The following is a 26,729-nucleotide window of genomic DNA, read 5'->3' on the forward strand; positions in this document are numbered from 1 at the left end:
TTCCTTCGAAGACCAATGTAAATTTCGAAAAATTAGCCGCCAGATTCTTGGACTGATCCTCGAAGCTCGGCTAGAAGACCAGGTCCGCTTCTTGCGCATCCCGGCCAAGCCGAAAAGGTTGCCAAATCGCGCAAAAACCCCGCCCAATCAGTCATTCTGTCTCATCGGGCGTAGGTCCACTTTCAGAGAATTTGGAATAAAACTGGACGACAAAATCGAGGGCACGGTCCAGCCAATAGGGCTGTTGGAACAGATAGGAAGTCCACATTCGGCCCTGCCGACTGAATATGAACTGCGGAAGGCACCTCCCGCAATTCAACTCAAGGCACGATGTCATCGCAGGCGCAAACTTTCCGCGTAAGCCATCATCAACGGCCCCACGCCTTTTGCATCGTCAGAGACAACCGGCTCAGTCAGATAATATTCCGGAGTACCGCTCCGGTAGTTGCCTTCGAAGCCACCTAGTCCAGCCACATGCACGATGCCGGACAGCCTTGTGATGCCGTCCTCATCCTGGACCAGTTTCGTGTCGAGGAGTGCGTCGAGCGCACGTCGGCCAGCAACGATTACCGCTTTCGCCTCGTCCCCATCGACAAGATTGAGACGGGCCGCTCTTAACAAGGCGTATGAGAACATCGCAGATGCAGAGGTCTCTTCATAGTTTCCGACCAAATCAGGCGCGTCGAGCACCTGCATCCAGAGACCATTACTCGTCTGCCGCGCCACGATATCCGCAAGAAGGTGACGTGTACGCTTCCGCAGGGACGCCGTTCCCGTATCGTCAGGCAAAATGGCAAGTACGTCGACAAGCGCCATCGACAGCCAGCCAACGGCACGTGCCCACAATGCCGGAGAATGCCCGGTGATGGGGTCAGCCCAGCGCTGATCGCGGCTCTCGTCGTAGCCATGCACATAAAGCCCAGCGGGATTAGCGGTCAGGGCGAGCGCTGTCGAGAATTGCTGCAAGGCATCGACGATGAGCTCGGGCCGGCCGGTCGCCTGGGCATATTCGATCTGGAACGGAAGCCCCATATAAAGCCCATCCAGCCAGACCTGATGCGGATAGCGTTTTTTGTGCCAGTAATTTCCCGAGCGGATACGCGGATGATTTGCCAGCTGTCCCGCCAGGTGATCGGCCGCTGCGAGATAGCGTGGATCCTTTGTTTCTTCCGCCAATGGGAAGAGTACCCGACCGGCGAGAATATGGTCAATGTTGAACTCCTCGGGCGAATATCCCGCAAGTTTACCGTCTTCGGCTATCTGCGCGTCAGCGAGGCGATGCAGATGGTTCTTCCAGCGTGCCTCGCCCGTCGCATCGGCGAGAAACTGGAGTCCGCGATAAACGCATCCGTCCTCGTAACACCAGCTCCCGCCTTTGTAATGCTGGTAGCGATTGGCAAACTTGTCAAAGTAATCAGTTGGTTTCATATCTTTGCTCAATCATTTTCTGATGTAACGGTGGCAGAACTTAGCAATGCGGGATCATCGCATCTGACCTCCGCCTGTTCGAAGACGATTGCCTCGTGCTGCATTGGACGGATCCGGTCCGCCATGATGGGGGGCATCGGTACAGCGGATGGGTCACGAGACAGAATGGTGAGGCCGCGAATATCGACGTTGCGAATGGGGGCTTCCGGAAGCCCGAGAAACGCACCCGCAGCGTGAGCGAGCGTTTGGATTCTGACATCCTCGACAACAATACCGTCAATGACCGGCGTTCCCTTGCCGACGGCAGCCGGTTCTCTGGACTGTACCCAATCATCATGCCCGTCAGCATCGCAATGGTAATGCGCATTGGCTGACAAGGCGGTTTGGACACCGTTCAACAGCACGCGCCGCATGGCAATATTGGTAACGGAACCGCCTCGCCCACGCCGTGTCTTGAGACGAAGGCCCCGATCGGTCCCGATCATTTCACAGTCCTCGATTGTCACGTCGTGGACACCGCCCGACATTTCCGAGCCAATCACCAGCCCGCCATGGCCACGCTCCATCAGGCAGTGCTTGACGTGCACACCCCGCGTCTCGGCCAGATGGTCATCTTCGCCATTTGGCCCGCGCTTGCCTGCCTTAACGGCAATGCAATCGTCACCGACAGAGAAACGAATGCCGGCAATCGTGACGTTACGGCAGCTCTCGGGGTTGAAACCGTCCGTGTTGGGGCTGTCGTGAGGTGCCAGGATGGAGAGACCGGCCGCGGTGAGGTCGTTGCACCCTTGAGGATGGATCGTCCACGAGGCTGCGTTGCGAATGGAAAACCCGAAAAGCTTTACGTTACGGCAGGAAACAAGGTGCAGTCCGCGTGGGCGGCGCGCGCCGTTGCGCGTTTCCTTTGGCCATTGCCACCAGTCTCCCTTATCGCCGGAGCCGTCGAGAACACCATGGCCTTCAATCGTAAGGTTCTCTGCGGCGACGGCATGAACGGGTGCGGCAAAACAGGCATCAGGAAGCCCTTCCCAGCTTCCAAGCATCCTGCCGTGTTCGTCGCGTGCCGCCAGAATTGGCCACCCGTCACGGAGAGACGGTGCGCGAAGCACGGCATCCTTTTGAAGCCGCAGGGTCATGTTGCTTTTCAGCCGGATGGGAAAGGCCGTCCAGTTTCCTGGGCCAAGGCAGAGTGTGCCTTGAGCGGGGACACTGGAGACCGCCTCCTGAAGAGCTACTGTGTTTTTTCGTGCAGCCTCAAGGTCATCGAGCGCGATATCGGAGAGAATTCCAAAGTCTGTCGCATTGACAAGACCGGCGCAGGCCGATGTCGAAAAATAGAACGGCTCTAACCCATCCGCTTCGAACAGATATTGCGTCGACGGCTCAAGGTCGTGCAGAAGTATGATGACCGTATCTGCCTCACCCAGCCGCTCCTCACTTTCTCGACCCGGCACGCTAAGCCGCCACGCCATTTTTGAAGGCAGGGTGTAGAGTGCACCAGGTACCGGTAGACATAGAGCTGCCGTTCGCGCGGACTGCGCGATTAAAGTAGGTCGAAGCATGATTTGGTCTCGTGTTTTCCCTTATGGGCTTCCACAGTCCCGCCACGGCTTCCCGTGGCGGGACTGTTCTGCCTGTGTCAGTCGAACTTCGCCAGAACGTCGTTGACCGTATCGATGATCTGTTCAGCTGCCTCGTCAGCCGGGATCTGGCCGTAAGCGTACTCCTCGAGCGTGTCGATGAACGCGGACCGGATTTCCGGATGCTCGTTGAACGGTGAGACGGTTGGACCAGATGCTGCCATAACGATTGCATTTGCGGCGCGCACTTCCGGCTCGCCCTTGTCTCCGAGGCGTGCAGCTGCAGCCTTGGAGGCTGGAAGGCCACGCGACGTCCCGAGTGCATCAATGCCCTCCGGTTCGTTCAGCAGGCAGTTGAGGATCTGGGCCGCGGCCTCCTGGTTCTTCGAGTTTTTCGATATCGAAAAGACCATGGAAGGCTTTCGGTACACGCCTTCCGTGACACCGTCTGTGAGTTTCAGCATTTTAACCGGCTTGAGCACCTGACCGTCCTTCAACGGGTCGGCATATTTCGAATAGGTGGAATCCCATTCATAGGATCCGGCAATTTTGCCCTCCGACCATGAGGGTTTTTCGAAGAGGTTGACGTTGCCGTCAGCAGCCTCTTCCTTTTGAGACCGGATCGCGCCGGTTTCGACCAGCTTGCCAAGGAAGGAAATGCCCTCCGCCAGTTCTTCAGGTGTCCAGGCAACACGGTTGGTCTTTGTGTCCACCAGATCCTTGCCGGTCTTCTGGACGACTGCCAGCGTCACCAGAAGCTGCGCCGTTTCCTTCACGGCATTGAAGGTATAGTGGTCCTTGCCTAGCTTCTCTTTAATGGTCTTCGTTGCTGCAAAGAACTCATCCCAGGTCGCTGGAACGGCAACACCCGCCTTTTCAAAGGTTGTCGCGTTGAAGAAGAACACGCGACCCGTTGTCGAGACGGATAGGCCTTGGAGAACGCCGTTCATCGATCCTGCGTCAAGATCGGAAGCATCCCACTGCGACAGATCCAGCGGTTTCAGCTGACGTAGATCGGCAAATCCTTCGCCATTCTTCGAAAAAAGCGGTAGCCACGGCCAGTTGACCTGCACAATGTCCGCCTCGGTCTTGCCTGCCATCTGAGTAGTCAGCTTTTCAAGGTAACCATCAAAGCCCGTAAATTCACCTTTGACGGTGTGACCGTATTTTTCGCCGCAAGCGGCAATCGCCTTCTGCGTCGCGACGTGGCGGCTTTCGCCACCCCACCAGGACATGCGCAGCTCAGCTGCACTGACAGGGCTCGAAACGGCCATTGCCGCATAGGCGACACCCGCAAGCATTGCCATCGTTTTTGCTATTTTCATTGTGTTTCTCCTCCACGAAATATCAGGCACGCAGGTCTCTTCCTCACAGCGAGACATTGCGGCCGTCGGCCTTGTCAAAAATATGCAGTTTCTCCGGGTCGGGTCGAAGGTGGACGACGCCGTCCGAACCGAGCGCCTCGAATTCCGCTGCCCCGACGACGCTCACGAGCTTCTGGCCCTGTAGATCGGCATGCAGATAAACCTCATGGCCCATGAACTCTGCATTGGTCAGCTTAGCGCTGAGGACGGGACCGTCGCCTTTTGCAGCAAGCGAAAAATGCTGCGGGCGGATCCCGATGACAGCATCGGCAGGACGGCGCGAAAGTCGATTTTCGAGGTGTTCCCCAATCGGCAGGCGTTGACCGGCAATAACGAATTCTCCGCCTTCGATCCCGATGTCGATGAGGTTCATTTCGGGGCTACCGATGAAACCTGCGACGAAGAGATTGGCCGGATGATTGTAGAGCTCTTTCGGCGTCGCAACCTGCATGATGCGACCCGTCTGCATAACGCAGATACGATCACCCATCGTCATGGCTTCGGTCTGATCGTGCGTCACATAGATGACCGTCGATGAAAGCCCTTCCGCCTTCAATTGACGATGCAGGTCGGTGATCCGCACCCGCATGGAGGCGCGGAGTTTCGCATCGAGGTTGGAAAGAGGTTCGTCGAAAAGGAAGACCCCGGGCTTCTTGATAAGCGCACGACCGAGAGCTACGCGCTGGGCCTGACCACCGGAGAGTTGCTTCGGTAACCGGTCAAGCAGCGGTTCAATCTCTAGAATGCGGGCAACATTGTCGATTGCCTTTTCGATGTCCGGCTTGGCAACGCCTGCGATCTTCAGGCCGAAAGCGAGATTTCCGCGCACCTTCATGTGCGGATAAAGTGCGTAATTCTGGAAGACCATGGCAATGGATCGCTTGCCCGGTGGCAGGTCGTTGACCCGCTGGTCACCGATGACGATATCCCCGCCGCTGATTTCTTCGAGGCCCGCGACCATGCGCAGCGTGGTAGACTTCGCACAACCGGATGGACCGACGAACACCATGAATTCGCCGTCCTCGATATTGAGATTTATGCCATGCACGGCCTTGAAGCTGTTGCCGTAGGTCTTTTCGAGGTTTTTGAGTTGAACGCGTGCCATTTTAACCTTTGACCCCGCCAGACGAGATCCCTTCAATGAAATACCGTTGGGCTGCGAAGAAGACGATCAGCGCAGGTGCGATCGTCAGGACCGACATCGCCAGGATGCGGTTCCATTCGAACGCCTCGGTGGTATCGATGGAGAGTTTGAGCGCGAGGCTCACCGGATATTTGTCGACCGAAGACAGGTAGATCAGCGGCCCCAGGAAGTCGTTCATCGTCCACATAAACTGGAACAGACATACTGAAATCAGCGCCGGCGCCAGCATTGGTACGACAATGTAGACGAGGGTCTGCAGACTGTTTGCTCCGTCCACGCGAGCCGCCTCTTCCATGTCGGACGGGAGAGAACGAAGAAATTGCACCAGCATGAAGACAAAGAACGCGTCACCGGCCATTGCCGAGGGAACCCAAAGCGGAAGGAAACTGTCCAGCCAGCCGAGATCGCGGAAGAGGATATATTGCGGGATACGTGTGACGACATTCGGCAGAAGCAGAATGGCGATGACCGAGCCGAACAGGATCTTCTTCAATGGAAAATCGAAACGGGCGAAAGCATATGCTGCCATCGTGCACGAAATCGCCGTTCCGATAACCTTCGGCAAGATGATCAGGAACGAGTTCCAGAAGAACCTGCCGAACGTATAGGGCGTCGAGGTTTCCCAGCCACGGATATAACCCTCGAGGGTCGGATTTTCAGGGATGAAGCCGGCTCCGGAGAAGATCTCCGAATTGGTCTTGAAGCTTGCTCCCACCAGCCAGATGAGCGGGTAGAGCATCAAAAGTCCGACCGCAAACAACAGCACATAGCGAATGCTGGTGGAAATCAGGTTCAGCTTTGCGCGGCGGGCGGCCTGGACTTCGTTGAGGGTTAAAACATCCGTCATGAGATCAGTTCCGCTTGTCGCCGGCGTAATAGACCCACTTCTTCGAAGACCAGAAGGCAACGAGGGTCAGCACGGTGATGATGGTGAAAAGGACCCATGCGATGGCAGAGGCATAGCCCATGTTGAACTTCTTGAACGCCTCGTCATAGATGTAGAGGGGTAGAAGATAAGTCGACTTCAAGGGTCCGCCCTGGGTGATGATGTAGGGCCCGTTGAACTCCTGGAACGCCTGAACCATCTGCATGATGAGGTTGAAGAAGATCACCGGCGTCAGAAGAGGCAAGGTTATGAAGATGAATGTCCTGACCTTCCCGGCACCGTCGATCGCCGCCGCCTCATAGAGCGACTTGTCGATGGATTGCAGCGCCGCCAAAAAGATCACCATTGCCGAGCCGAACTGCCAGCAACGCAGAAGCGTGATGGTAAAGAGCGCGTTTGTCGGGTCACCGAACCAGTCGACCGGACCCAGTCCGACATAACCCAGCGCCATGTTGACGAGCCCTTCTGAGGCAAACATGTAGCGCCACAACACGGCAATCGCGATCGAGCCGCCGAGGATCGACGGAACGTAGAAGGCCGTGCGGAAGAAATTGATGAACTGCAATCTGTAATTGAGTATCGCGGCAATGAAGAGCGCGAAGGCAAGCTTGAGCGGCACGGTCAGAAAGACGTAGAACAATGTCACGTTCAACGACTTTATGAAGGTGCGGTCACGGGTAAACAGGCGCTCGTAATTCGCAAGCCCCGCCCATGTTGGGTCGCTCATCAGATCGTAGCGCGTGAAGCTGAGGTAGAGGGAGCCGAGAAACGGAATTGCGGTAAAGACCAGCAGTCCGATGATATAAGGCGCGAGATACCCCAGCCCCAGTAGGCGTTGAGATTTCATAACGCTCCCCCCCGCGCCTCGAAGAGGCACGTATTCCTGAATACAATTTCGTACAAGTGATTCTCCCGAAGCGGCCAGCGAAGCACATGCCAATGCGCGGTTCGCCGCACTCCATCTCCTCCCGGATCGATGCAGCGCTGATAGGCGGTTTATGTTGTATAAAAACCAAAATTCGCTAGGAAGGTGAATTAACAAAGAGGAGGAAAAAGATGGACGAAATCGAAGGTGGAATTCTATCCACCATTCCGCCTGCCGCTCTCACGCTCAACCTGACGCGTGCCACGATCAAGATGGAACATTCACGTACCTGGCAAATCGACAAGTCCAATCAGGTCGATGACCTCATCATCTGCCTTGAAGGACAGGGACACTATCTGGTGGACGGTGAGCCGCGTGTGCTCGAGCCAGGTGACGCCATGTTGATTTCCAGGGGACAACGTTTTGTCGGCTGGAATGAGAAGACGACGACCTATCGGGGTATCGCCCAGCATTTCACGCTGGACATTTATGGCCGGCACAACCTGATCGCGCAGATGGATCTGAAGCCAAAGTTTCACCTCAGTCGCTGGCCGTTGCTCGAACCACTTGCCCGCCATTATCGCCAAAGCGCACCGCCGTCCTCCGTCACCCTTCTCCAGCACCATCTCTTCATGGTGCTGTTGATCGCATTCATCGATGATGCGTTCCTCGGCTGGATCGACCGCCCGAGCTTTCAGCCGGAAGGGGCGGAAGCACTTGATCTCGCCGTCATGAAAGCTGTCACGATGATCTCGGCCAACCCGCTCGATCCGGACATCGCTTTAACTGCGACCGAGGCTGCGCCGTACAATCGGGACTATTTCCTGCGGGAATTCCAGAAGCGCGTCGGGAGGACGCCGAGAAAATATCAGGAGTTCAAACGTATGGAACGTGCCATGCATTTCCTCGAAGCGGGGCTTTCAGTTGCTTCGGCGGGAGTGGAGGTCGGCTACACCGATCCCTATTATTTTTCACGTATGTTCAAGAGAACACTTGGGCTCAGCCCACGCGACCATATGAACAAGATCAGACGAAGCAGGCACGGTAACCTTTTGCAACTCGACGAGCGCGAACAACAGGAAGCGCTGGCCCAACAAACTGAAAAAGCCCCGCTGGTTTAGCGAGGCTTCTGATTTGAAGTCGATAATGGCTTACCGGAAAAGTGAGGGAAGCCAGAGCGAAAGCGCGGGGATATAGGTGACGGCAAGAAGAACCGCGACGCTTGCCCCGAAGAACGGCCAGATGGTGCGCATCGCCTCGCGGATTGAAATGCCCCCCACGGCACATCCGACGAACAGAACCGTCCCAACGGGCGGTGTGTTGAGACCGATACCGGCGTTCAGGATCATGACGACGCCGAAATGAACCGGGTCAATGCCGAAGGCTTTGACGACCGGCAATAGAACCGGTGTCGAAATAATCACCATCGGTGCCATGTCCATGAACGTTCCCAGCAGAAGCAGGATCACGTTTATGACCAGGAGAACGATGATCGGATTGTCGGAGATCGCACTGATTGCCGCAATCATCAGCGTCTGCACCTGGAGGAACGCCATCAGCCAGCCGAAGGATGCAGCCGTGCCGATGACAAGCAACACCATTGCAGTTGTGCGCACGGCGCCCATGACGGCTTCGACAAAACCGTGCCAGTCCAGCTCCCGATACACAAGCATCGCGACGAGAAAAGCATAAAGCACGGCAATGCATGAGCTTTCCGTCGCAGTGAAGACGCCGGAGCGTACACCACCGAAGATGATGCCAATCAGAAGAATTCCTGGGAAAGATGCCAGGAGATAATACATCAGCTTCGAAAAGCCCGGGAACGGCTCAGACGGATACCCCTTGCGACGCGCAACGATATAAGCCGTGACCATGAGCGCCAACGCCAGGAGAAGTCCTGGAACGATGCCTGCCGTGAAAAGATCGGCAACGGAGACGTTACCGCCCGCGGCAATCGAATAGAGGATCATGTTGTGGGATGGCGGGATCATCAAGGCAATGATGGCGGCGTTAACAGTGACGTTGACGGCATAGTCGCGATCGTAACCGCGCTTGGCCATTTGCGGGATCATCAACCCACCAACGGCCGATGCGTCGGCAACGGCTGATCCCGAGATCCCGCCAAAAAGCGTCGAGGCCACGATGTTGACCTGTCCAAGTCCACCTCGAAGATGGCCGACGAGCCCGGCTGCAAACCGGATCAGCCGGTGGGCGATACCGCCACGAACCATTAGGTCGCCTGCGAAGATGAAAAACGGGATCGCCATCATGGCAAAGACATTCATCCCGGAATTCATCTGCTGGAACACCACGATGGGTGGCAGCCCGAGATATAGGACCGTGGCAAAGGAGGCGATACCCAGGCAAAATGCGATCGGAGTGCCGATCAGCATCAGCAAAGTGAAGACACCGAAAAGGATAGCGTAGGCCATTATGCCGCCTCCTGCACGAGAACGTCAGCTGCAATATCTTCACCGATGGCGAGATCGACGAAACGTTCTGCCGCAAATAGCGCAATCAGGAAGCCACCGCCAATCAGGGGGAAGAAATCAACTCCTCCCGGCCAGCCCAGAACCGGGATCGTCGCCGTCCAGGTCCCCATGGAAAGCGACGTGCCGTACCACGCCATGCCGACGCCAAAAAAGAAGATCAGCGCAAGGCTTGTCATGTCCATACCGACCTGCACGCGTGGCGGCATCAGATACCGCACGATATCCAGCCCCAGATGGACGCTCTCACGAACGCCTACAGCGGCACCCAGCATGATGAACCATGACATCAGATGCAGGGAGAGCGGTTCGGACCAGCTTGGAGAGTCATTCAGGATGTAACGAGCAAAGACCTGCCATCCGACGATCAGCGTCATGGCGATCATGCCGATCCCGGCAATATAAAGGGATGCTCGGCTAAGGACACCAAGCACCGGGCGTATCGCCCTCATAAAATGTCGCATTGTGTTTTTCCTCCTCTATTGAGGCACGCCAAGAAAAAACCGGCCCTGTCCCCAGAGCCGGCTTTTCTGTGATCACTTGACCGCTTTGACGCGTTCCAGAAGATCTTTCATCTTCGGATCGGTGACGAACTTGTCGTAGACCGGCGCCATCGCGGCGGCGAACTCCTCCTTGTTCACCTTGATGACGTTGGCGCCACCGGCACGAACCTTCTCCTCGGACGCTTTTTCGCGGGCGCTCCACAATTCGCGCATTTTGCCGACAGAATCCTTGGCAGCCTGACGAACAAGCGACTGGTCTTCAGGCGTCAGCTTGTCCCAGGTGACCTTGGAGATGACGAGAATTTCCGGATTAAGCGAATGTTCCGTCAGAGTGTAATTCTTGGCGACTTCGTAGTGACGCGCGGACTCGTAGGACGGCCAGTTGTTTTCAGCACCGTCGACGACACCTGTCTCAAGCGAAGAATAAACCTCACCCATCGGCATCGGCGTCGGGTTGGCACCAAAAGCCTGCATCATCGAGATCCAGAGGTCTGACTGCTGGACCCGGATTTTCAGGCCCTTGAGGTCTGCCAGTTTCTCGATCGGCTTTTTCGTGGTGTAGAACGAGCGCGCACCGGAATCATAAAACGCAAGACCGATAAGGCCATGCGGTTCGAACGCTGCAAGGACCTCGTCACCGATCGGACCATCCACTGTGTTGTGCATGTGCTCGGTCGAGCGGAACAGGAACGGCAGACCGAGGACGGTTGTTTCCTTGACCAGGTTGTTGAAGGGCGCTGCGTTAACGCGGTTCATATCGATGACGCCGAAACGGGTCTGTTCGATCGTGTCCTTTTCACCACCAAGGACGGAGTTGTTCATGACCTGAACCTTGATGCGTCCCTTGGATCGCTCGGCGAGGAGCTCACCCATGTATTTCACCGCTTCGACTGTTGGATAACCGTCAGGGTGAATGTCGGCGGAGCGCAAGGTAATTTCCTGCGCCTGTGCCGAAATGCTGGAAAGCGCCATCCCCATGGCGACACAAAGCATGCCTGCTATCTTTTTCATTTTCTTCCTCCTCCGTTGTACGGCCAGACCCTCCCCAGGGTCAGTGACCGAATTTTCCCGCCCGTCCGGGCCGGTATGCAATACCTTTCATAAAAATTCGCCGGTGGAAGCCATTCCCCTTCCACCGGTATCAAAATCCATCAAACCGCCGAAAACGGCGGCAACTTGAACAACGCTTCCGGGTTCTCCACCAGTGCCAGATGTCGCGCCTTTTCATCCGGCAGCCATCCGAGGACGAGATCTGCCAAGCGCGCGTCATCAGGATAGAGCGTCGTCTCCCTGATCGAATTATGTGGCCAGTTGGTCCCCCAGACGATCCGCTCTGGTGCGTGGCGGGCGATCCGGCGCGAAAACGCGGCGACATCGTCATAGGGCCAGGCCTGGCGTGCGCTCTCGTAAACGCCGGCGAACTTGAACCAGACATTTCCGCGGTCGATCAGCTTCAGAAGCGCTGCAACCTCCGGGCCATCCGGGTCGATCCCCTTGAAGAATTTGCCATGGTGATCGAACACCCAACGTGCACGCACATTCTCCAGCCGCGGCAGATGTTCGAGAAGATTGTTGCCGTCGAACTGGATCGCAATCATCCAGTCTGCCGAAACCGCCCGTGCATCGACGGTTTCCAGATAGGAAAGATCTACCGCTCCTCCCGGCAAATCCATGATCCGGGCACCAACTGCGCCGGCAGCCGAAAGACGCTCGATATCGGCATCCGTCGTCGTGTCATCGATGATCACCACGCCCCGTGCAACATCCCCCATAGCCGCAACGCAAGCCAGAGTGTTGTCGTTGTTGCGCTGATGGGCGTTGCCCTGCGTGATAATCACCCGGTCAACACCGAGCCATGTCATCAGCTTGCGATAATCGTCCGGCTGCGGTAACGCGCCCGGCGGGAGGCCTGGACCGCCGGCAAGCGCCGGATATCCGGGAAGATACATATGCATCTGTGCGTCGACCGCCCCCCTCGGAAAGGCAGGGGACGGTGCAACGCCAGAGAGTTTGCGTTCGAGAGCGCTCATGCGTCAGGCATCCTGAACTGTTGAAGTGCCTCGCGATTGATCTCAATGCCGAGGCCAGGCGCATTCGGGATGGCGACAACACCGTCCACAGCCTCAATTGGCGTCTTCAGGATCGCCTGCCGGAAAGGATTATGTGTGCGATCGAATTCCATGATCGGTTCGATCGGGTTAACGCGAACCGGGTCCGGCGTCATGGCTGCCATGAATTGCAATGCGGCCGCAATCTGCACGCCCGTGCCCCAGACGTGCGGCACGATACGCACACCGTGCAGTGTCGCAAGTGTCGCTATTTTCTGCGTCTCGGAAAAACCGCCACATCCGCAAAGATCAGGCTGCAGAATATCGACGGCGCCGCTCGAAAGAGCCTGCCACATGCCGTAGCGGGAATGCCACGTCTCGCCGCCTGCAACCGGAATTGGCTGTCCGGCGCGAACGCGAGCATAGGCATCGAGCTGCTCGGGAACGACCGGCTCTTCAAACCAGTCAATGCCATATTCCGCTGCCCGGTTGCCGACCGTGATGGCTTCCTGAACCGTATAACCGTGATTGCCGTCGATCATCAGACGCATATCGGGACCGATTGCTTCGCGCACAGCCTTGATCACCGCCAGATCTTCTTCAAGACCGAAACCGATCTTGATCTTGCAGGCATGAAACCCCTGTTTGCGGCGTTCGGCCATTTCGGCCGCGTTGTCAGAAACGCGGTCGACACCATCGCGCTTGAAGCTTCCGGTCGCGTAGGCCTTTACACTTTCACGCCAGCGACCGCCAAGCAGCATCGAAACGGACGCACCGTAATGTTTGCCTTTGATATCCCAAAGCGCGATGTCGATACCGGACAGCGCAGTCAAAGTCAGACCGCGCTGCCCCTGATCACGTAGGGCATTGTAGAGGATTGCCCAGATCTTTTCTGTCTCACGCGGATCCTTGCCGATCAGCCAGCCGGAGTAGGCTGCGACGGTGGCCGCATTCGGACGCGCCGGACCGAGGCATTCGCCCCAGCCGACGGTTCCGTCGTCGCATTCGATTTCCACCAGGACATGGGCCCGCCGATCGAACCGCATGGATGCGCTTTCGAAAGGCGTATCCAGGCGGTGTTCGAGCAAATGCGTACGGACAGCGGTGATCTTCATGGGCTCTCCTCCCCTTTCACCCCTATCAGGCCTTGCGCTTGTGCGCGCCGATCAACTTGTCGAGCATGCCGACCTCTTCTTCCGTCAGATCCTTGAGCGGCGAGCGCACTGGCCCGGCATTGAAGCCTTGCAGGCGCACACCTGCCTTGATGGCGGAAACGGCATAACCCTTGGCGCGATTGCGGATCGCCATGAAAGGATAGAAGAAGTCAACGAGGATACGCTCGCACGTCGCACGGTCGCCGGCGCGAAGTGCCGCGTAGAACTCGTTGGCAAGACCCGGAACGAAGTTGAAGACAGCCGAGGAATAGGTGGTGAAACCAGCACCAAGATAGGCTTCGGCAAACAGTTCAGCCGTTGGCATGCCGCCGAGATACATCAGACGATCACCCATTTTTGCGGTGATCTGGCGGACCAGGCCGATATCGCCGGTACCGTCCTTGAAACCGATCAGGTTCGGGCATTCATCGCAAAGGCGGGCAAGTGTATCTGCCTGCAGCACCGAGTTGTCGCGGTTATAAACCATGACGCCGATATCGATCGACTGGCAGATCTTCTTGATGTGAGCGTAAAGACCTTCCTGCGGCGCATCGATGAGGTAATGTGGCAGAAGCAGGATGCCATCTGCACCGACCTTCTGGACCGACTGAGCAATATCAATTGCGATGTCCGTGCCGTAGCCGCAACCCGAAACGATCGCCGTTTCGCCTGACACTTCTTTTGCAGCCGAAACGATGCCAGGAATTTCGCTGGGCTTCAGCGAGAAAAATTCGCCCGTGCCGCCGGCAGCAAAAAGCACCGGCGCCTTGTAGCCCGCAAGCCATTCGACATGCGCCCTGTAGCTATCCCCGGCAAAACGGCCTTCAGCATCGAAGTGCGTTACAGGGAAAGAGAGGAGGCCGGAGCCCAGCGCGGCCTTGATCTGTTCAGGGGTCATTTCAGAAGTCCTTTGTAAATCCACTCGCCGCAATTAAGCAGCCTACCCTACCTTTGTCAACAACTCATCATACAACTTATATGATGAATTTTTTGTTGGCGCATCAACGCGCCAACCAGCCTCCGTCGACATTGAGAATTGCGCCGTGAATGTAGTTCGCAGCCGGCGAGGACAGGAACACAGCCGCACCGGCGATATCTTCGGGACGACCCCACCGGTTGGCAGGGATACGCTCGAGAATGGCCTTGCTACGCGCAGCATCGGCACGCAGGGCTTCGGTATTGTTCGTTTCGATGTAACCTGGCGCGATGGCATTGACGTTGATGCCCTTGCCCGCCCATTCGTTTGCAAGGAGCTTGGTCAAACCGGCGACACCATGTTTGGCAGCCGTATAGGCTGGAACACGGATGCCACCCTGGAACGACAGGAGCGAGGCAATATTGACCACCTTGCCGGTTTTCTCCGATGCCAGAAGTTCCTTTGCGAAGGCCTGGGTCGTGAAGAACAACGCCTTGAGATTGACGTCCATCACGTCATCCCAATCCGCCTCCGAATATTCGACCGAATCGGCACGCCGGATGATGCCAGCATTGTTGATCAGGATATCGAAACCAGCGCCTTCAAAGACATCCTTCGCCGCAAGCGGGTCAGCGAAGTCAATGAGGAGCGCGCTCGCCTTACCGCCCTCTTTGGCAATGATCTCGAGCGTCTCGTCGGGCGCACGGCGCGCAGCGCAGACCACCTCCGCACCGGCAGCCGCCAATCCGATCGCTATCGCTTGCCCAAGACCGGTGTTTGCACCTGTTACAAGCGCCTTACGCCCTTGAAGCGAAAAGGTATTTGTCATTTCAGGTCCCCTGGCTGAATGAAGTCCATGTCGGTATAGTCGACGTTATCGCCGGCCATGGCCCAGATGAACGTGTAGGAGCCAATGCCCGCGCCGGAATGAATGGACCAAGGCGGCGAAATCGCACCTTCTTCGTTGGAGATGAAGAGGTGCCTCGTCTCCTGCGGCTCGCCCATCAGATGCAGCACGCGAGACTTCTCATCCATGCCGAAATAGAGGTAGGCCTCCATGCGGCGATCATGCACGTGCGAAGGGATCGTATTCCAGACCGAGCCCTCTTCAAGCATTGTGTATCCCAGCACGAGCTGGCAGCTTTCCATGACGAGCGGGTGGATGAACTGGTTGATTGTACGCTTATTCGATGTTTCGACCGCACCCAGTTTGACTTCCTTGCTGTCAGCAATGGTGACGAGCTTGGCCGGAAGACTGCGGTGGGCCGGGCATGACGTGATGTAGAAGCGACCTTGGCCAGCAAATGTTACGGCACCGGAGCCTGCACCAAGATAAAGGACATCACCGCGGTGCAAGGTGTAGGTTTCACCGCCAGCACTCACGGTTCCGGTCTCGCCAACGTTGACGATACCCATTTCGCGCCGATCCAGGAATGACGGGGTCTTCGTTTCTTCGACCTTATCCAATGTCAGCGACGCACCATCTGGCACCGCGCCACCCATAACGAAGCGGTCGTAATGGGTATAAATAAGCCGGATTTCGCCCGAGCGGAACATGTCATTTGCGAGGAAATGCTTGCGAAGCCCTTCCGTATCGAGCGTTTTGGCAAACTCTGGATTGACGGCCTGCCGCGTTTCGACGGTTAGCATGAAACTCCTCCTTGGGGTTGTTGCAAGAAACACATAATATATGTTATCCACTTATTGTACGATATATATGACAAGGTCAATAGGCCCACTGGACCGAATGACCGCATCCTGTTTGCTGGAGGAAAATTGCAATGAAACGGCTTCTTGTTACCGGAGCGGCAGGTCAGCTTGGCCAGGTTATGCGACAGCGCCTCGCACATCTTGCCGACGTCATCCGGGTTGCCGACATCGCACCTCTGGAAAAGCCGGGCCTGAATGAGGAATGTGTTCAATGTGACCTTTCCGATGCGGCCGCGGTCAAGGACATGGTGGCTGGTTGCGACGGCATCATCCATTTCGGTGGCGTTTCGGTGGAGCGCCCCTTCGAACAGATCCTTCAGGGCAACATCATTGGCCTTTACAATCTTTATGAAGCTGCACGGGCGCACGGACAGCCTCGTATCGTGTTTGCAAGTTCCAATCATACGATTGGCTACTACGCGCAGACCGAGCGGCTGACACACGACGTTCCGTTTCGCCCTGACGGGCTCTATGGTGTTTCCAAATGCTTCGGCGAGGCGCTGGCGCGCATGTACTTCGAAAAATTCGGCCAGGAGACCGCACTGGTGCGGATCGGTTCGTGCACACCCGAACCGGCAAATCACCGGATGTTATCGAGCTGGTTTTCACACGATGATTTTACGTCGCTGATCGAAGCCGTGTATCGCGCACCCATTCTCGGCTGCCCTGTCATCTGGGGCGCATCCGCCAATGACGCCAGCTGGTGGGACAATTCGCATGTCGGTTATCTCGGATGGAAACCGAAAGACAATGCGGAAAGCTTTAGACAGCACATCGATGCAACTGTACCCAGACCGGCTGCAACGGACGCTGTGGCACGGTTTCAGGGCGGCGTATTTATCGACAATCCGATTTTTACCGAGAATTGAAACCATGACCACACGCGTCTGCGGCATCGGAACGAAGACTTGAGTAAAATTTGCAGCGACTGAAGATTGCGCGTCGTGGCGCGATTGGCGTATCCGAAGGCTTCAACGAACCCTGTTCCTCCATGAAACGGCCCTGACCATGACAAAAGCGATCGTATCCGAACCAGTAGCACCGCAAGGCAGGACCCTTGTGGTGAAGGTGTCGGACGAACTGCGCAGCCAGATTGTCAAAGGCCGTTACAAAACCGGTGACCGCCTGCCGTCCGAGGCACAATTGACGCAGGAGTTTGGCGTCAGCCGGACCGTCGTCCGTGAGGCCATCGCCGCCTTGCGGTCTGATGGTCTTGTTGAGCCCCGTCAGGGTGCCGGAGTTTTTGTGCTGGAGCCGCCAGCTGCCGAACGCCGCCCGTTCGACAATGTGGACCTCGCTCGTGTCTCATCGTTGATTGAAATGCTGGAACTGCGGACAGCCGTGGAAGGTGATGCTGCAGGTCTTGCCGCAGTTCGCCGTTCTCCCGCGCAGGAAGAGAAGATCATCGAGGCTTTTGACGCCTTTCGCAGCAGCGCCGCAAAAGGATCGCCGACAGCAGAGGCAGACTTTGCCTTTCATCTTGCCATCGCGAATGCAGCCAATAACCCCCGCTTCAGCGAGTTCCTCGAAGTCCTCGGAGCGACACTAATTCCGCGCCGCGCCGTCTCCAAAGACGGCGCCGAAAAGGTGCTGTCACCTGAGGACCTCGAACGCCTCGTTGGCGAACATGAAGCTATCCTGATCGCCATTCAGGATGGCGATGAGGAAGCGGCCCGCGCAGCAATGCGCCTTCATCTGAAAAACAGCCAGATGCGGTATCGCGCCATGCTGCGAACACCGCGTTCGATTTGATCAGCATTTCTATAGAGGAGAATGAATATGCAGCTTCCCGCCTTCCCGACGGTGTCCCCGGATCAGGGTGTCCAGCGAACCGTACTCTCGGAAGCGGCCGAATTGATGGTCGTTTCGTTTCGTTTTGAAAAGGACGCCGAAGGCAAGTTGCACAGCCATCCCCATGTTCAGTCCACCTATGTTGCCAGCGGTCGCTTCCGGTTTTTCCGCAATGGCGAAGCCTACGAGCTGAAGCAGGGCGATAGTCTGGTTATCCCTGGCAATGTCGAGCATGGTTGCCTCTGCCTGGAACAGGGCGAACTGATTGACTGCTTCACCCCGCGTCGGGATGACTTCCTGTAAGACGTCATAAAAACGTAGCCTCAGCGCAGAGAAAGATCTCTCAGGCTACGTGGCAGGCTCGTCATGCATTCGGCCCCGGTGGCCGTTATGAGGAATTGATCCTCAATCATCAGGGCACCCAGCCCTTCGCCGTAAAAAGGCGCTTCAACAGCAACGACCATGCCGGGTTCGATGATCTCGGCATTGTCGCTCGAGAAAAACGGCCACTCCTCGATACCAACGCCGCCGCCAACCGAATGGCCGAAATGCCCCCGGAAATACTCACCAAACCCATTGCTCCGCATGGCCGTCAGCATTGTGGCATGGACGGCGCCAAAACTGTTGCCTGGGCGCAGCGCATCAACGCCGTCTGCAAATGCATCTTCCAGTGCTGCGAAGACATCCGCGGCAAGAGAGCTGACCGGACCGAAGGAGAAGGTTCTCGCGCCATCCGACGAATATCCGTCGACCAGCGTTCCGACATCCGCCTTGATCAGCGCGCCCGGCGTGACAACTGCCGTCATGTCAGACAAGGCAGGTCCAACCGAAATATAATCCCAATGGCCACTCAACGAAAATCCGTTCTTGCTGGCATAGGCTTGCGCACCGGCTTTCCACGCGGCTGAAAGGCTGGAGAGCGTCGCACCTGGGCGGACTTCCTCTGCCAGGCTGACGAGACCCGCTTCTGCCGCACGCGCCGCCCGCCGCAGACGTTCTATCTCCACCGACGATTTTATGACACGCAAACGGCGCAGTGTTTCTGATCCATCGACCCAGACAACGTCGGGCAGAGCACGTTTCAGCGCATCGAAATCAGCCGCTGGCATGAATTCGAGATCAGCCCCGATACGCCCCTTTGCAAGCCCACGCTCGTTGAGCACCTCGCGTAACAGCGTAAAACAAGCCGAACGGTCGAACGTCTCAGGCCGAAAGCCACCACTGTGGGAACGCCGGTAGGCGTCATCGATCTGCGCCAACTCTTCAACACCGGAAAAGTCGACGATATCAATCCAGATGCGATGGCTGCGAATGTCGACGTTTGGCGCAACCTTTCGGACTGATGGAGCAGCATGGTCGCTGACAATGGCTGCGAGAGGGGCGGTCGCATCGGAAGGAACGAGTGCAATGGCTGAGCCTGCCCTGCCCCACATGGTTGCGACACCAGCCTGGGCACCAATTGCATAACGGAAAGCCTCTGGCTGGAAGAGCACCAGCGCATCAAGCCCGGCTTCGCGCATCAAGGTTTCGGCACGGTTCCGGTTGATATCGCTCATGAAGCCTCCGCAAGCCTGTTCTACTCGCAGCGCGAGCAGAGTTCATCCGGCTTTCGCTTTAGCAGCCATCAGAAATATTAAAAAGGCGGGAGATCGCTCTCCCGCCTATTGTTTTAAGCCGCCAGGCGTTTGAGCTGATCTTCGGTTAGGCTGATGTCGAGTGCGGAAAGGCTATCCTCCAGCTCGGCAATAGTGCGTGGGCCAATCAGCGGGATAACCGGGAACGGCTGAGCAATCACATAAGCCAAGGCAATGTGGATCGGCAGGCGACCGAGTTCCTGCCCAAGCTCGATTGCCCTGTCACGACGCTCGAAATTGCGATCCGAATACCAGACACGCACGATTTCCTCGTCGTCCCGCTTGTCTCGACCGGCCCGATCCGTGAAGAAACCGCGCCCTTGGCTGGACCATGCAAAATTGGGAACGTTGCGGGCGTTCAGCCACGTTTTCCAGTCGTCATTGGATGCGGCTACACATCCGGCCCAGATCGGGTCCAGCATCTCGGCGAGTGAAAAGTTGTTGGAAAGTGCGGCCGGCTGCTGCTTGCCATTCTTCTGGGCGTAGGCAGCCGCTTCGTCCATCCGCTCCCGCGTCCAGTTCGAGCCACCGAAGATGCCGCGAATGCGTCCACGCCTTACCTCGGCGTCCATCGCGTCGACGAATTCACCGACCGGCACCTCAAGATTATCGCGATGCATGAAATAAACATCGACGTAGTCCGTCTTCAACCTTTCCAGTGACTGATCAAGTTGCTTGGAGATCATGTCAGGATAGCAAAGCGGCGAATGGGCGCCTTTGCCGATCAGGACAATCTCCTCGCGCGGCACGTTCCGGCTCGTATGCCAATCGCCAAAGATCGCCTCGGTCTTGCCACCACCGTAGACGTAGGCGGTATCAAAAAGATTGCCGCCTGCCTCGTAAAAGGCATCGAGTGTCAGCGAAGCGGATGCAAAATTCGGGAAAAATTCAAATCCGAGCGCGACGACGGAAGCCGGTTTTGAAATCCCCGGGATCTGGCGTTTCGGCACGGCGTTGCCTGCTTCGACCTTGCCTCCGGCGATATTGGTGGTCCGCATGGACGCCTTCTCGACCCCGTATTCAAGTCCAACGGCTGCACGCCACTGATCCATGACCCTGAGATTGCCGAGGGTGTCCGCCCATGTCATGCCGGGGGCTTCAAACTCCTGCCTGCCCTCACGGATCGCCTTGCCCGCAGCATCGACCTCAAATGAATAAAGCCAACGATCCTCCGGCACCTCTATGGTTTCCGTCTCCGACCCCTTGATGATGTCGATCCGGCCAACGCCACCCTTATGACCCGAGGCAAACCAGAAGTCCTTGACCTCGATGCGCCCCTCAGACCCGATGATCCGAAGCACGTTATCCTGTGAAGCCATGATCGAGCATGAGACCTCCGCGACAATGCCATTTGGAAATTTCAAAACCGCCGAGGCCCATTCATCAACGCCGGATTGGCCGAGATAAGCCGCGCCAGAAACCTTATCCGGCTCTGCAAAAGCTTTTCCATCGGCAACTCCAGCCACAAGTCTTGCCATCGACACGGGGTAGCCACCGACATCGAGGATACCTCCTCCGGCCATCGCGTTGGCAAAAAGCCTGTGGTCAGGTCGGAAGGTGCCCATATTGAAGCCGAAGCTCGAGCGGATGATGCGGATGTCGCCGACAGCACGCTTCCTGATCAACTCGACCAATTTGGCAGTCTGTGGATGCAGGCGGTACATATAGGCCTCACCTGCAAAGACGCCGGCCTTTTTCGCCTCGTGGAAAATCGCGTCCGCATCATAGGCTGAAAGCGCGATCGGCTTTTCGACAAGGACATGTTTGCCCGCCCTGATTGCCTTGATTGCCCACTCCGCGTGGCCCGTATGGGGCGTGGCGATATAAACGGCGTCGATCAGCGGATCAACGAGCAGAGCCTCATAGCCCTTGATGATGCGGGCACCGGCGAAAGCCTCTGCGAGCCCCGGCTTATCAGGGTTGCGTGTCGCTATTGCCTCAAGCTTACCCGTAGTGGAGTGCGCTATACCGTCTGCAAAAGTCCGCGCGATGGTACCTGGACCAATAATGCCCCAGCGGATCGGTTGGTCGGTCGTCATGAAAAACCTCGTATGTTCCTGGATGGTTCTTGGGAAAGTTCAGCGCAAACGCGCGCCATTGCTGTCGAAAAGAAATGTTTTGCGAGCCATCAGGCCCACGGTCAGTTGATCGCGCTTGCCAACGTCGCGCGATTCAGGCCGTTCAACGATGAGTGGCTCACCGCCTGCCGTACCGGCATAGACATAGCTGGTATTGCCGAGATGCTCGGCCACATCGACATGAAGCGGGAGGTCGGCATCGCCAGAACCGGCTTCGGTGAAATGTTCGGGCCTAATTCCCAATGCAACCTTTGTCCCCTCGGGGATTGGGCTTTCAACAGCAAGCGAAAGCCGCACTGTGGGGTCGCTCGTCAACGCGACGGTCGCATCATTCATGCCGCTGGCAATGACTGTCGCATCGAGGAAGTTCATTTTTGGCGAACCAACAAAACCTGCAACAAACCGGTTGGTGGGATCATCGTAAAGATCGAGTGGAGCACCCACCTGCTCGATATTTCCGGACCGCAACACGACGATCTTGTCGGCCAGTGTCATGGCTTCCGTCTGATCGTGGGTGACATAGATCATCGTCGTGCCGAGTTGCTTGTGCAGGCGCGAAATTTCCACCCGCATCTGGACGCGCAGTTCTGCATCGAGGTTTGATAACGGCTCATCAAAAAGAAAGACCTGCGGTTCGCGGACGATCGCTCTGCCAATCGCCACACGTTGCCTCTGACCGCCAGAAAGCTGTTTGGGCCGGCGTTCCATCAACTCATTGATTTGCAAAATCTCGGCCGCGCGTGCGACACGCTTTTCGGTATCGGCTTTCGGGTTGCCGTTCATCCTGAGGCCGAAAGAGAGGTTTTCCCTGACAGTCATGTGCGGATAAAGCGCATATGACTGAAAGACCATGGCAATGCCGCGATCAGCCGGATCAGCATCGTTGACGGTCCGTCCAGCGATGCTGATATCGCCGTCCGAGATATCCTCCAAACCGGCAATCATGCGCAGCAGCGTCGACTTCCCACAGCCGGACGGGCCGACAAAAACCACAAATTCACCATCCGCGATTTCCAGATCGGCACCATGGATAACCTCAAGCGCACCGTAGCGCTTGATGACCTTTTTGAGCGAAAGTTCCGCCATGCGGCCTCCTTCTTACTTGACCGCACCGGCGGAGATGCCGGCGATGAAATGACGTTGCAGAAAGACGAACACCACGAGGATTGGTGCGGTGAGCAGGACAGCCCCCGCCATGATGCCGCCCCATGAAACCTTGGTGAGCCCGATGAGGGTGCCAAGAGCCACGGGTGCGGTCATCATTCCTGGGCGGGAATTGATGAGGAGCGGCCAGAGGTAGTTGTTCCATGACGCCAGAAAGAGAATGATCGATAAGGCAGCCATGGTGGGCCGTGCGAGTGGCAGGGCAACGCGCAGGAATATCTGCCATTCCTTTACACCTTCGACACGCGCCGCATCGAAAAGCTCAGTCGGCATCATGGAGAAGGATTGGCGCATGAAGAGCACGCCAAGCGAGTTGAACAGAGGCGGTACGATCAATGCCACCCATGTGTTGGCGAGCTTGAACTCGCGCGCCACCATGATGAACTGCGGGATGACGACAACGGCGAAGGGCAGTGTGATTGTCCCGAGAATAATTGCGACGACAACCGTCTTGCCTGCAAAGCGGTAGCGCGCCAACGCCCAGCCCGCCATTGATGTCAGGAAAACAGAAAGGATCGTATAGATCACCGCGACGGTGATCGAGATGAACATGGCCCTCAAAAAATTCGTATCTGCCTGAAGGTTTCTGAAATTCTCGAGGAAGTTCGTGGAGGGCACCAGCACGATATCGGGGCTGAAAATGCCGTAGTCCGGCATCGTTGAAAACACGAACATCATCCAGAGCGGAAACAGCCAGATAATAGCAAGAGGCGTCAGAACTGCATGCAGACTGAGTTTCTGCCAGAACAGGGATTTCGACTTCGATCTCATTTCGGCTCCCTCCCGATCCATAGGTTGAGAAGCGAAATGGCGATGGCAAGCGCTGCCATTGTGTAGGCGATCGCAGACGCGTAGCCGAAATTCAAAGAGGTAAAGCCCTGTCGGTAGAGGAAGAGCCCCAGCGTTTCGGTACCGCCGCCTGGTCCGCCACGATTGGTGATCAGGAATGGCTCGGCGAAGAGCTGCATTGTGCCGATGACGGAAAGAACCACGCAGAACAGGATGATCGGCTTCAAAAGTGGCAGCGTAATGTGAAAGAACTGCTGTCTCTTGCTGACCTTATCGAGTGTGGCTGCCTCGTAGACGTCGCCTGGAATGGATTGCAGCCCGGCCAGAATGATTATGGCGTTATAACCTGCCCAGCGCCATGTAACGGCAATAATAACAAGTGCCATGGCAGCGTTGGCATTGTCGAACCAGGAGATGGGTGACAGGCCAACGGAGGTGATCAGCTTGTTGACGATACCGAAATCGGCACTGAACATCAGCCGAAACACCGCAGCGTAGGCAACCTCACCGACGACGACAGGTGCAAAGAACGCAAAGCGATAGAGTGGACGCACTTTCAGCAATGGCGAATTCAGCAGCACCGCCATGACCGTCGCTAGTGCGATCATCACAGGCACCTGAATGACGAGTATGATCAGTGTGTTGTAGAGAGCATTGTAAAAGGCCGGATCGGCAACGAGCCTCCCCCAGTTGAGCGAGGGCGCGAACCGCCATGGATTGATGCGCGTGTTCTGGAACGACAGCAAAAACGAACTGATGATCGGCCAGAGCCAGAAAGTTGCGAAGATCAGAAGATAGGGCGCAAGGAACGCGTAAGCGATCCTGTTCCTTGACGGCATGACGACCTCCCGTTGCCGGTTCAGTAGATTGGGCCGGATGAATGACTTCGAACGCGGCGCCTGCCCGTATGGGAGCAGGCGCCGTCCAATGTCATTGCGTCTGCGGGAGGCCTGTTGCCGTTTCTATCTGCTTGGCGGCATCATCGAGTGCAGCCTTTGCATCGGGATAACCACCAGCGAAGTACTTCGTCTGTGTGGCCTTGTAGATTGCGTCGGCGTCAGACTGGAACGCCGTGCCTCGGCTCGGGACAATTTTCGGCAAGGTCGCGAGGATATCGGTCCAGACAGCCTGGCCGCCCCAATAGGGCTGCGCCTGTTTGACGAACGGATCATCAATGGCCGAGAGAAGCGATGGTACCAGACCGAACGACTTCAGCATCGTCACCTGGCCTTCGTTCGTGGTAAGTGCGTAGTCCACGAACTTCCATGCTGCTTCCTTGTTTTCAGACACGGAACTGATGGCGAGTGAAGAGCCACCGAGATTGGCCGCATGCGGACCATCCGCCGTCAGGCTGGGCATGAGATAGGTGCCCCATTTTCCGGAGAGATCGGGCGAGCCGGAACGCACCGTGCCCTCATACCATGCACCGTACATCTGGCTCGCTGCCTTGCCGGCAGTGTTCGCCTGGATTTTTTCGTCCCAGATTGCCGCCGTGATAATCCCGGCGTCTTTCATCTCCTTCACCTTTTCCAGCGTCGCAACGCAGGCAGGCTGGTTGATGGTGATGTTTTGTCCGTCAGTCGAAAAGTAACCGCAACCCTGCTCGTTGGCGATCATGCGAAACCATTCGCTGTCGCCATTGAAATCCGCCTGTGCCATGACCGTACCAGGATTGGCAGCCATGACCTTCTTTCCGGCAGCGATGAAATCGTCCCATGTCTTGATGGTTGCAGGGTCGACGCCCGCCTTCTCATAGAAATCGCGACGATAGAAAACGGCGACCGGGCCAGAATCCCACGGAACCGCATAGGCTACACCGTCGACCTCAAGTTCCGTTCGCTTGAAATCCGGGAAAAGGGCTTGTTTCTCAGGCGTGTATCCGAGTGCCGTTACATCGGTGAAACAATCCGGAAAGCGGCTCCAGAAGAGTTCGGCCTCAAAATTCTCAACCGTCACGATATCGGGCAGGCCATCGCCGCCAGCCGCACACGCTGCAAGCGTCTTATCGAAAACCTGATTGTTTCCAAGATCTTCAACAACGATCTTAATGTCAGGATTTTTCTTATTGAACCCTTCGACTGTGGACTTCAACGCAGACGCGGCGACGTTCCAGCTCCAGATCGTAACAGTGGTCGATTGCGCAAATGCCGGAGCGGCCAGCAGCATTAGAGCTGTCGACGCGCCAAGAAATTTAGAGCACATTGAAAACCTCCCTTTTTCAATTGCCGTTCTTTAGCGAACGTGGGCAGATTAGCGACGGCAGGAAATCTGTCTCGTAAAAAGGGAACATCGATTTGGCGGAAAGTAAGATTGCCGAAAGAGCGGTTTATCAACCCGGCGCGAGCAGCATCGAAGGCATGCCGACAACCCTGCAGTTCTTCCACAATCACCCGCCGATCATGCTGAGACCCCACTGGCATGCGCAGGTTGAGGTGAATTACGTGATGGAAGGATCGGTCCATTACCGCATCGGTGACCACAATTTGAAACTGAACGCGGGCGAGATCTGTCTCTTCTGGGGCGGGCAGCCACATCAGATGGACGACTCATCGGACGATTCGCTTTATGCCGGGGCGCACCTGCCGCTTGTACACTTCTTTCGCATGCGGCTGCCTGCTGCGGTATCGGGCATGTTGATGGGAGGTGCGACCATGGTTACGTCAGCAACAGACGGAGCCGACCGGGAGAATTTTCCTCGTTGGTTCCGTTACGCAACGTCCGGCGATCCGGCCAAGGCGCAGCATGCGGTCGAAGAACTCCGGTTGCGCGTAGAGCGCATGTTCCTGGAGCCCTACTCCATTGTGTCATCTGCGGCGGACGGAAAGCGCGCGAAAGACGATGAAGGCATGGCACCATCGGCCGGAGTTGTGCGCATGTGCGACTATATCGCGGCAAATTTTCTCGACGATATCGATGCAGCAGATATCGCGCGCGCAGCATCACTGCATCCGAAATACGCGATGAACCTCTTTCGCAAATCGACGGGCATGACACTGATCAAATACCTTACGCTGCTCAGACTTTCGCGTGCGCAGGCAATGTTGATGAATGGCTCTGACAATATCCTGCAGATCGCCATGGAAAGCGGTTTCGGTTCTGTCAGCGCGTTCAACAAGGCCTTCCGCCAGATTGCCGGCATGTCTCCGTCAGATTTTCGTCGGGACATGCGTGCGACGGCGGCCTGAT

Annotated in this window: 25 protein-coding genes; 5 read left to right on the forward strand and 20 right to left on the reverse strand. The window is 56.6% G+C overall.

What is annotated here, in order from left to right; all coding sequences use genetic code 11:
• Positions 1-333 precede the first annotated feature (333 nt).
• The 6 genes from HWX89_RS22990 to HWX89_RS23015 form a co-directional block, all read right to left on the reverse strand.
• Complete coding sequence (locus HWX89_RS22990) at positions 334-1,428, reverse strand: glycoside hydrolase family 88/105 protein (RefSeq protein ID WP_138792631.1); 1,095 nt, start codon at positions 1,426-1,428, stop codon at positions 334-336.
• Between the two features lie 8 nt (positions 1,429-1,436).
• A complete protein-coding gene (gene pglA / locus HWX89_RS22995) occupies positions 1,437-2,990 on the reverse strand; it encodes a polygalacturonase PglA (protein WP_138792632.1) in 1,554 nt (517 codons plus the stop codon).
• A 77-nt stretch (positions 2,991-3,067) separates the two neighbouring features.
• The gene (locus HWX89_RS23000; RefSeq protein ID WP_138792633.1) at positions 3,068-4,333 is read right to left on the reverse strand and encodes an ABC transporter substrate-binding protein; all 1,266 of its coding nucleotides are present in this window, start codon (positions 4,331-4,333) and stop codon (positions 3,068-3,070) included.
• Between the two features lie 43 nt (positions 4,334-4,376).
• Entirely contained in the window at positions 4,377-5,477 is a 1,101-nt protein-coding gene (locus HWX89_RS23005; RefSeq protein WP_138792634.1) for an ABC transporter ATP-binding protein, read from the reverse strand.
• 1 nt (position 5,478) lies between these two features.
• The gene (locus HWX89_RS23010; RefSeq protein WP_138792635.1) at positions 5,479-6,363 is read right to left on the reverse strand and encodes a carbohydrate ABC transporter permease; all 885 of its coding nucleotides are present in this window, start codon (positions 6,361-6,363) and stop codon (positions 5,479-5,481) included.
• A 4-nt stretch (positions 6,364-6,367) separates the two neighbouring features.
• Entirely contained in the window at positions 6,368-7,249 is an 882-nt protein-coding gene (locus HWX89_RS23015; RefSeq protein WP_138792636.1) for a carbohydrate ABC transporter permease, read from the reverse strand.
• A gap of 209 nt (positions 7,250-7,458) precedes the next feature.
• Between HWX89_RS23015 and HWX89_RS23020 the strand changes: the two genes are divergently transcribed.
• Entirely contained in the window at positions 7,459-8,388 is a 930-nt protein-coding gene (locus HWX89_RS23020; RefSeq protein ID WP_138792637.1) for a helix-turn-helix domain-containing protein, read from the forward strand.
• 30 nt (positions 8,389-8,418) lie between these two features.
• On the opposite strand, the gene HWX89_RS23025 is transcribed toward HWX89_RS23020, so the two are convergent.
• The 8 genes from HWX89_RS23025 to kduI form a co-directional block, all read right to left on the reverse strand.
• Positions 8,419-9,699 carry a TRAP transporter large permease gene (locus tag HWX89_RS23025; protein ID WP_138792638.1) on the reverse strand — a complete coding sequence of 427 codons (1,281 nt, stop codon included), beginning with the start codon at positions 9,697-9,699 and terminating at the stop codon, positions 8,419-8,421.
• Complete coding sequence (locus HWX89_RS23030) at positions 9,699-10,220, reverse strand: TRAP transporter small permease (RefSeq protein ID WP_138792639.1); 522 nt, start codon at positions 10,218-10,220, stop codon at positions 9,699-9,701. The genes HWX89_RS23025 and HWX89_RS23030 overlap by 1 nt, the downstream gene beginning before the upstream one ends.
• Before the next feature lie 72 nt (positions 10,221-10,292).
• Positions 10,293-11,270, reverse strand: coding sequence for a TRAP transporter substrate-binding protein (locus HWX89_RS23035; protein WP_138792640.1), 978 nt, complete (start codon positions 11,268-11,270; stop codon positions 10,293-10,295).
• A gap of 140 nt (positions 11,271-11,410) precedes the next feature.
• Positions 11,411-12,289, reverse strand: coding sequence for an amidohydrolase family protein (locus HWX89_RS23040; RefSeq protein WP_138792641.1), 879 nt, complete (start codon positions 12,287-12,289; stop codon positions 11,411-11,413).
• Positions 12,286-13,422, reverse strand: coding sequence for a mandelate racemase/muconate lactonizing enzyme family protein (locus HWX89_RS23045; RefSeq protein ID WP_138792642.1), 1,137 nt, complete (start codon positions 13,420-13,422; stop codon positions 12,286-12,288). Before HWX89_RS23045 ends, HWX89_RS23040 begins: the two co-directional genes overlap by 4 nt.
• 25 nt (positions 13,423-13,447) lie before the next feature.
• On the reverse strand, positions 13,448-14,359 hold the full coding sequence (kdgD, locus tag HWX89_RS23050) for a 5-dehydro-4-deoxyglucarate dehydratase (protein WP_138792643.1): 912 nt from the start codon (positions 14,357-14,359) through the stop codon (positions 13,448-13,450).
• Between the two features lie 103 nt (positions 14,360-14,462).
• A complete protein-coding gene (gene kduD / locus HWX89_RS23055; protein ID WP_138792644.1) occupies positions 14,463-15,206 on the reverse strand; it encodes a 2-dehydro-3-deoxy-D-gluconate 5-dehydrogenase KduD in 744 nt (247 codons plus the stop codon).
• Positions 15,203-16,027, reverse strand: a complete 825-nt coding sequence (gene kduI, locus HWX89_RS23060; protein WP_138792645.1) for a 5-dehydro-4-deoxy-D-glucuronate isomerase — start codon at positions 16,025-16,027, stop codon at positions 15,203-15,205. Before kduI ends, kduD begins: the two co-directional genes overlap by 4 nt.
• A gap of 131 nt (positions 16,028-16,158) precedes the next feature.
• Between kduI and HWX89_RS23065 the strand changes: the two genes are divergently transcribed.
• The 3 genes from HWX89_RS23065 (at position 16,159) to HWX89_RS23075 (ending at position 18,181) form a co-directional block, all read left to right on the forward strand.
• Positions 16,159-16,956, forward strand: coding sequence for an NAD-dependent epimerase/dehydratase family protein (locus tag HWX89_RS23065; protein WP_138792646.1), 798 nt, complete (start codon positions 16,159-16,161; stop codon positions 16,954-16,956).
• A gap of 139 nt (positions 16,957-17,095) precedes the next feature.
• Entirely contained in the window at positions 17,096-17,839 is a 744-nt protein-coding gene (locus HWX89_RS23070; RefSeq protein ID WP_138792647.1) for a FadR/GntR family transcriptional regulator, read from the forward strand.
• Between the two features lie 27 nt (positions 17,840-17,866).
• Positions 17,867-18,181: a cupin domain-containing protein gene (locus tag HWX89_RS23075; protein ID WP_138792648.1), complete on the forward strand. Its 315-nt coding sequence runs from the start codon at positions 17,867-17,869 to the stop codon at positions 18,179-18,181.
• 20 nt (positions 18,182-18,201) lie between these two features.
• Here the strand turns inward: HWX89_RS23075 and HWX89_RS23080 are convergent, their stop codons facing one another.
• The 6 genes from HWX89_RS23080 to HWX89_RS23105 all read right to left on the reverse strand — a co-directional run bounded on the left by HWX89_RS23080 (position 18,202) and on the right by HWX89_RS23105 (position 25,745).
• Complete coding sequence (locus HWX89_RS23080) at positions 18,202-19,434, reverse strand: M24 family metallopeptidase (RefSeq protein WP_138792649.1); 1,233 nt, start codon at positions 19,432-19,434, stop codon at positions 18,202-18,204.
• A 113-nt stretch (positions 19,435-19,547) separates the two neighbouring features.
• Positions 19,548-21,551 carry an aldo/keto reductase gene (locus HWX89_RS23085; protein ID WP_138792650.1) on the reverse strand — a complete coding sequence of 668 codons (2,004 nt, stop codon included), beginning with the start codon at positions 21,549-21,551 and terminating at the stop codon, positions 19,548-19,550.
• 39 nt (positions 21,552-21,590) lie between these two features.
• Positions 21,591-22,676 carry an ABC transporter ATP-binding protein gene (locus HWX89_RS23090; protein WP_138792651.1) on the reverse strand — a complete coding sequence of 362 codons (1,086 nt, stop codon included), beginning with the start codon at positions 22,674-22,676 and terminating at the stop codon, positions 21,591-21,593.
• Positions 22,677-22,688: 12 nt separating this feature from the next.
• Positions 22,689-23,525 (reverse strand): carbohydrate ABC transporter permease, encoded by an 837-nt coding sequence (locus HWX89_RS23095; protein WP_138792652.1) that lies wholly within the window; start codon positions 23,523-23,525, stop codon positions 22,689-22,691.
• Positions 23,522-24,382, reverse strand: a complete 861-nt coding sequence (locus HWX89_RS23100) for a carbohydrate ABC transporter permease (RefSeq protein ID WP_138792653.1) — start codon at positions 24,380-24,382, stop codon at positions 23,522-23,524. Before HWX89_RS23100 ends, HWX89_RS23095 begins: the two co-directional genes overlap by 4 nt.
• Before the next feature lie 91 nt (positions 24,383-24,473).
• Positions 24,474-25,745: an ABC transporter substrate-binding protein gene (locus tag HWX89_RS23105; RefSeq protein ID WP_138792654.1), complete on the reverse strand. Its 1,272-nt coding sequence runs from the start codon at positions 25,743-25,745 to the stop codon at positions 24,474-24,476.
• A gap of 92 nt (positions 25,746-25,837) precedes the next feature.
• On the opposite strand from HWX89_RS23105, the gene HWX89_RS23110 reads away from it, so the two are divergent.
• The gene (locus tag HWX89_RS23110; RefSeq protein ID WP_138792655.1) at positions 25,838-26,728 is read left to right on the forward strand and encodes a helix-turn-helix domain-containing protein; all 891 of its coding nucleotides are present in this window, start codon (positions 25,838-25,840) and stop codon (positions 26,726-26,728) included.
• Position 26,729: the final 1 nt, after the last annotated feature.

Source organism: Rhizobium sp. RM, assembly GCF_013390595.1.
Classification (GTDB): domain Bacteria; phylum Pseudomonadota; class Alphaproteobacteria; order Rhizobiales; family Rhizobiaceae; genus Agrobacterium.

Coding starts and splice junctions, on each gene's coding strand:
- HWX89_RS22990 (WP_138792631.1), bottom strand. CDS start 1,428: ATGAAACCAACTGATTACTTTGACAAGTTTGCCAATCGCTACCAGCAT.
- pglA (WP_138792632.1), bottom strand. CDS start 2,990: ATGCTTCGACCTACTTTAATCGCGCAGTCCGCGCGAACGGCAGCTCTA.
- HWX89_RS23000 (WP_138792633.1), bottom strand. CDS start 4,333: ATGAAAATAGCAAAAACGATGGCAATGCTTGCGGGTGTCGCCTATGCG.
- HWX89_RS23005 (WP_138792634.1), bottom strand. CDS start 5,477: ATGGCACGCGTTCAACTCAAAAACCTCGAAAAGACCTACGGCAACAGC.
- HWX89_RS23010 (WP_138792635.1), bottom strand. CDS start 6,363: ATGACGGATGTTTTAACCCTCAACGAAGTCCAGGCCGCCCGCCGCGCA.
- HWX89_RS23015 (WP_138792636.1), bottom strand. CDS start 7,249: ATGAAATCTCAACGCCTACTGGGGCTGGGGTATCTCGCGCCTTATATC.
- HWX89_RS23020 (WP_138792637.1), top strand. CDS start 7,459: ATGGACGAAATCGAAGGTGGAATTCTATCCACCATTCCGCCTGCCGCT.
- HWX89_RS23025 (WP_138792638.1), bottom strand. CDS start 9,699: ATGGCCTACGCTATCCTTTTCGGTGTCTTCACTTTGCTGATGCTGATC.
- HWX89_RS23030 (WP_138792639.1), bottom strand. CDS start 10,220: ATGCGACATTTTATGAGGGCGATACGCCCGGTGCTTGGTGTCCTTAGC.
- HWX89_RS23035 (WP_138792640.1), bottom strand. CDS start 11,270: ATGAAAAAGATAGCAGGCATGCTTTGTGTCGCCATGGGGATGGCGCTT.
- HWX89_RS23040 (WP_138792641.1), bottom strand. CDS start 12,289: ATGAGCGCTCTCGAACGCAAACTCTCTGGCGTTGCACCGTCCCCTGCC.
- HWX89_RS23045 (WP_138792642.1), bottom strand. CDS start 13,422: ATGAAGATCACCGCTGTCCGTACGCATTTGCTCGAACACCGCCTGGAT.
- kdgD (WP_138792643.1), bottom strand. CDS start 14,359: ATGACCCCTGAACAGATCAAGGCCGCGCTGGGCTCCGGCCTCCTCTCT.
- kduD (WP_138792644.1), bottom strand. CDS start 15,206: ATGACAAATACCTTTTCGCTTCAAGGGCGTAAGGCGCTTGTAACAGGT.
- kduI (WP_138792645.1), bottom strand. CDS start 16,027: ATGCTAACCGTCGAAACGCGGCAGGCCGTCAATCCAGAGTTTGCCAAA.
- HWX89_RS23065 (WP_138792646.1), top strand. CDS start 16,159: ATGAAACGGCTTCTTGTTACCGGAGCGGCAGGTCAGCTTGGCCAGGTT.
- HWX89_RS23070 (WP_138792647.1), top strand. CDS start 17,096: ATGACAAAAGCGATCGTATCCGAACCAGTAGCACCGCAAGGCAGGACC.
- HWX89_RS23075 (WP_138792648.1), top strand. CDS start 17,867: ATGCAGCTTCCCGCCTTCCCGACGGTGTCCCCGGATCAGGGTGTCCAG.
- HWX89_RS23080 (WP_138792649.1), bottom strand. CDS start 19,434: ATGAGCGATATCAACCGGAACCGTGCCGAAACCTTGATGCGCGAAGCC.
- HWX89_RS23085 (WP_138792650.1), bottom strand. CDS start 21,551: ATGACGACCGACCAACCGATCCGCTGGGGCATTATTGGTCCAGGTACC.
- HWX89_RS23090 (WP_138792651.1), bottom strand. CDS start 22,676: ATGGCGGAACTTTCGCTCAAAAAGGTCATCAAGCGCTACGGTGCGCTT.
- HWX89_RS23095 (WP_138792652.1), bottom strand. CDS start 23,525: ATGAGATCGAAGTCGAAATCCCTGTTCTGGCAGAAACTCAGTCTGCAT.
- HWX89_RS23100 (WP_138792653.1), bottom strand. CDS start 24,382: ATGCCGTCAAGGAACAGGATCGCTTACGCGTTCCTTGCGCCCTATCTT.
- HWX89_RS23105 (WP_138792654.1), bottom strand. CDS start 25,745: ATGTGCTCTAAATTTCTTGGCGCGTCGACAGCTCTAATGCTGCTGGCC.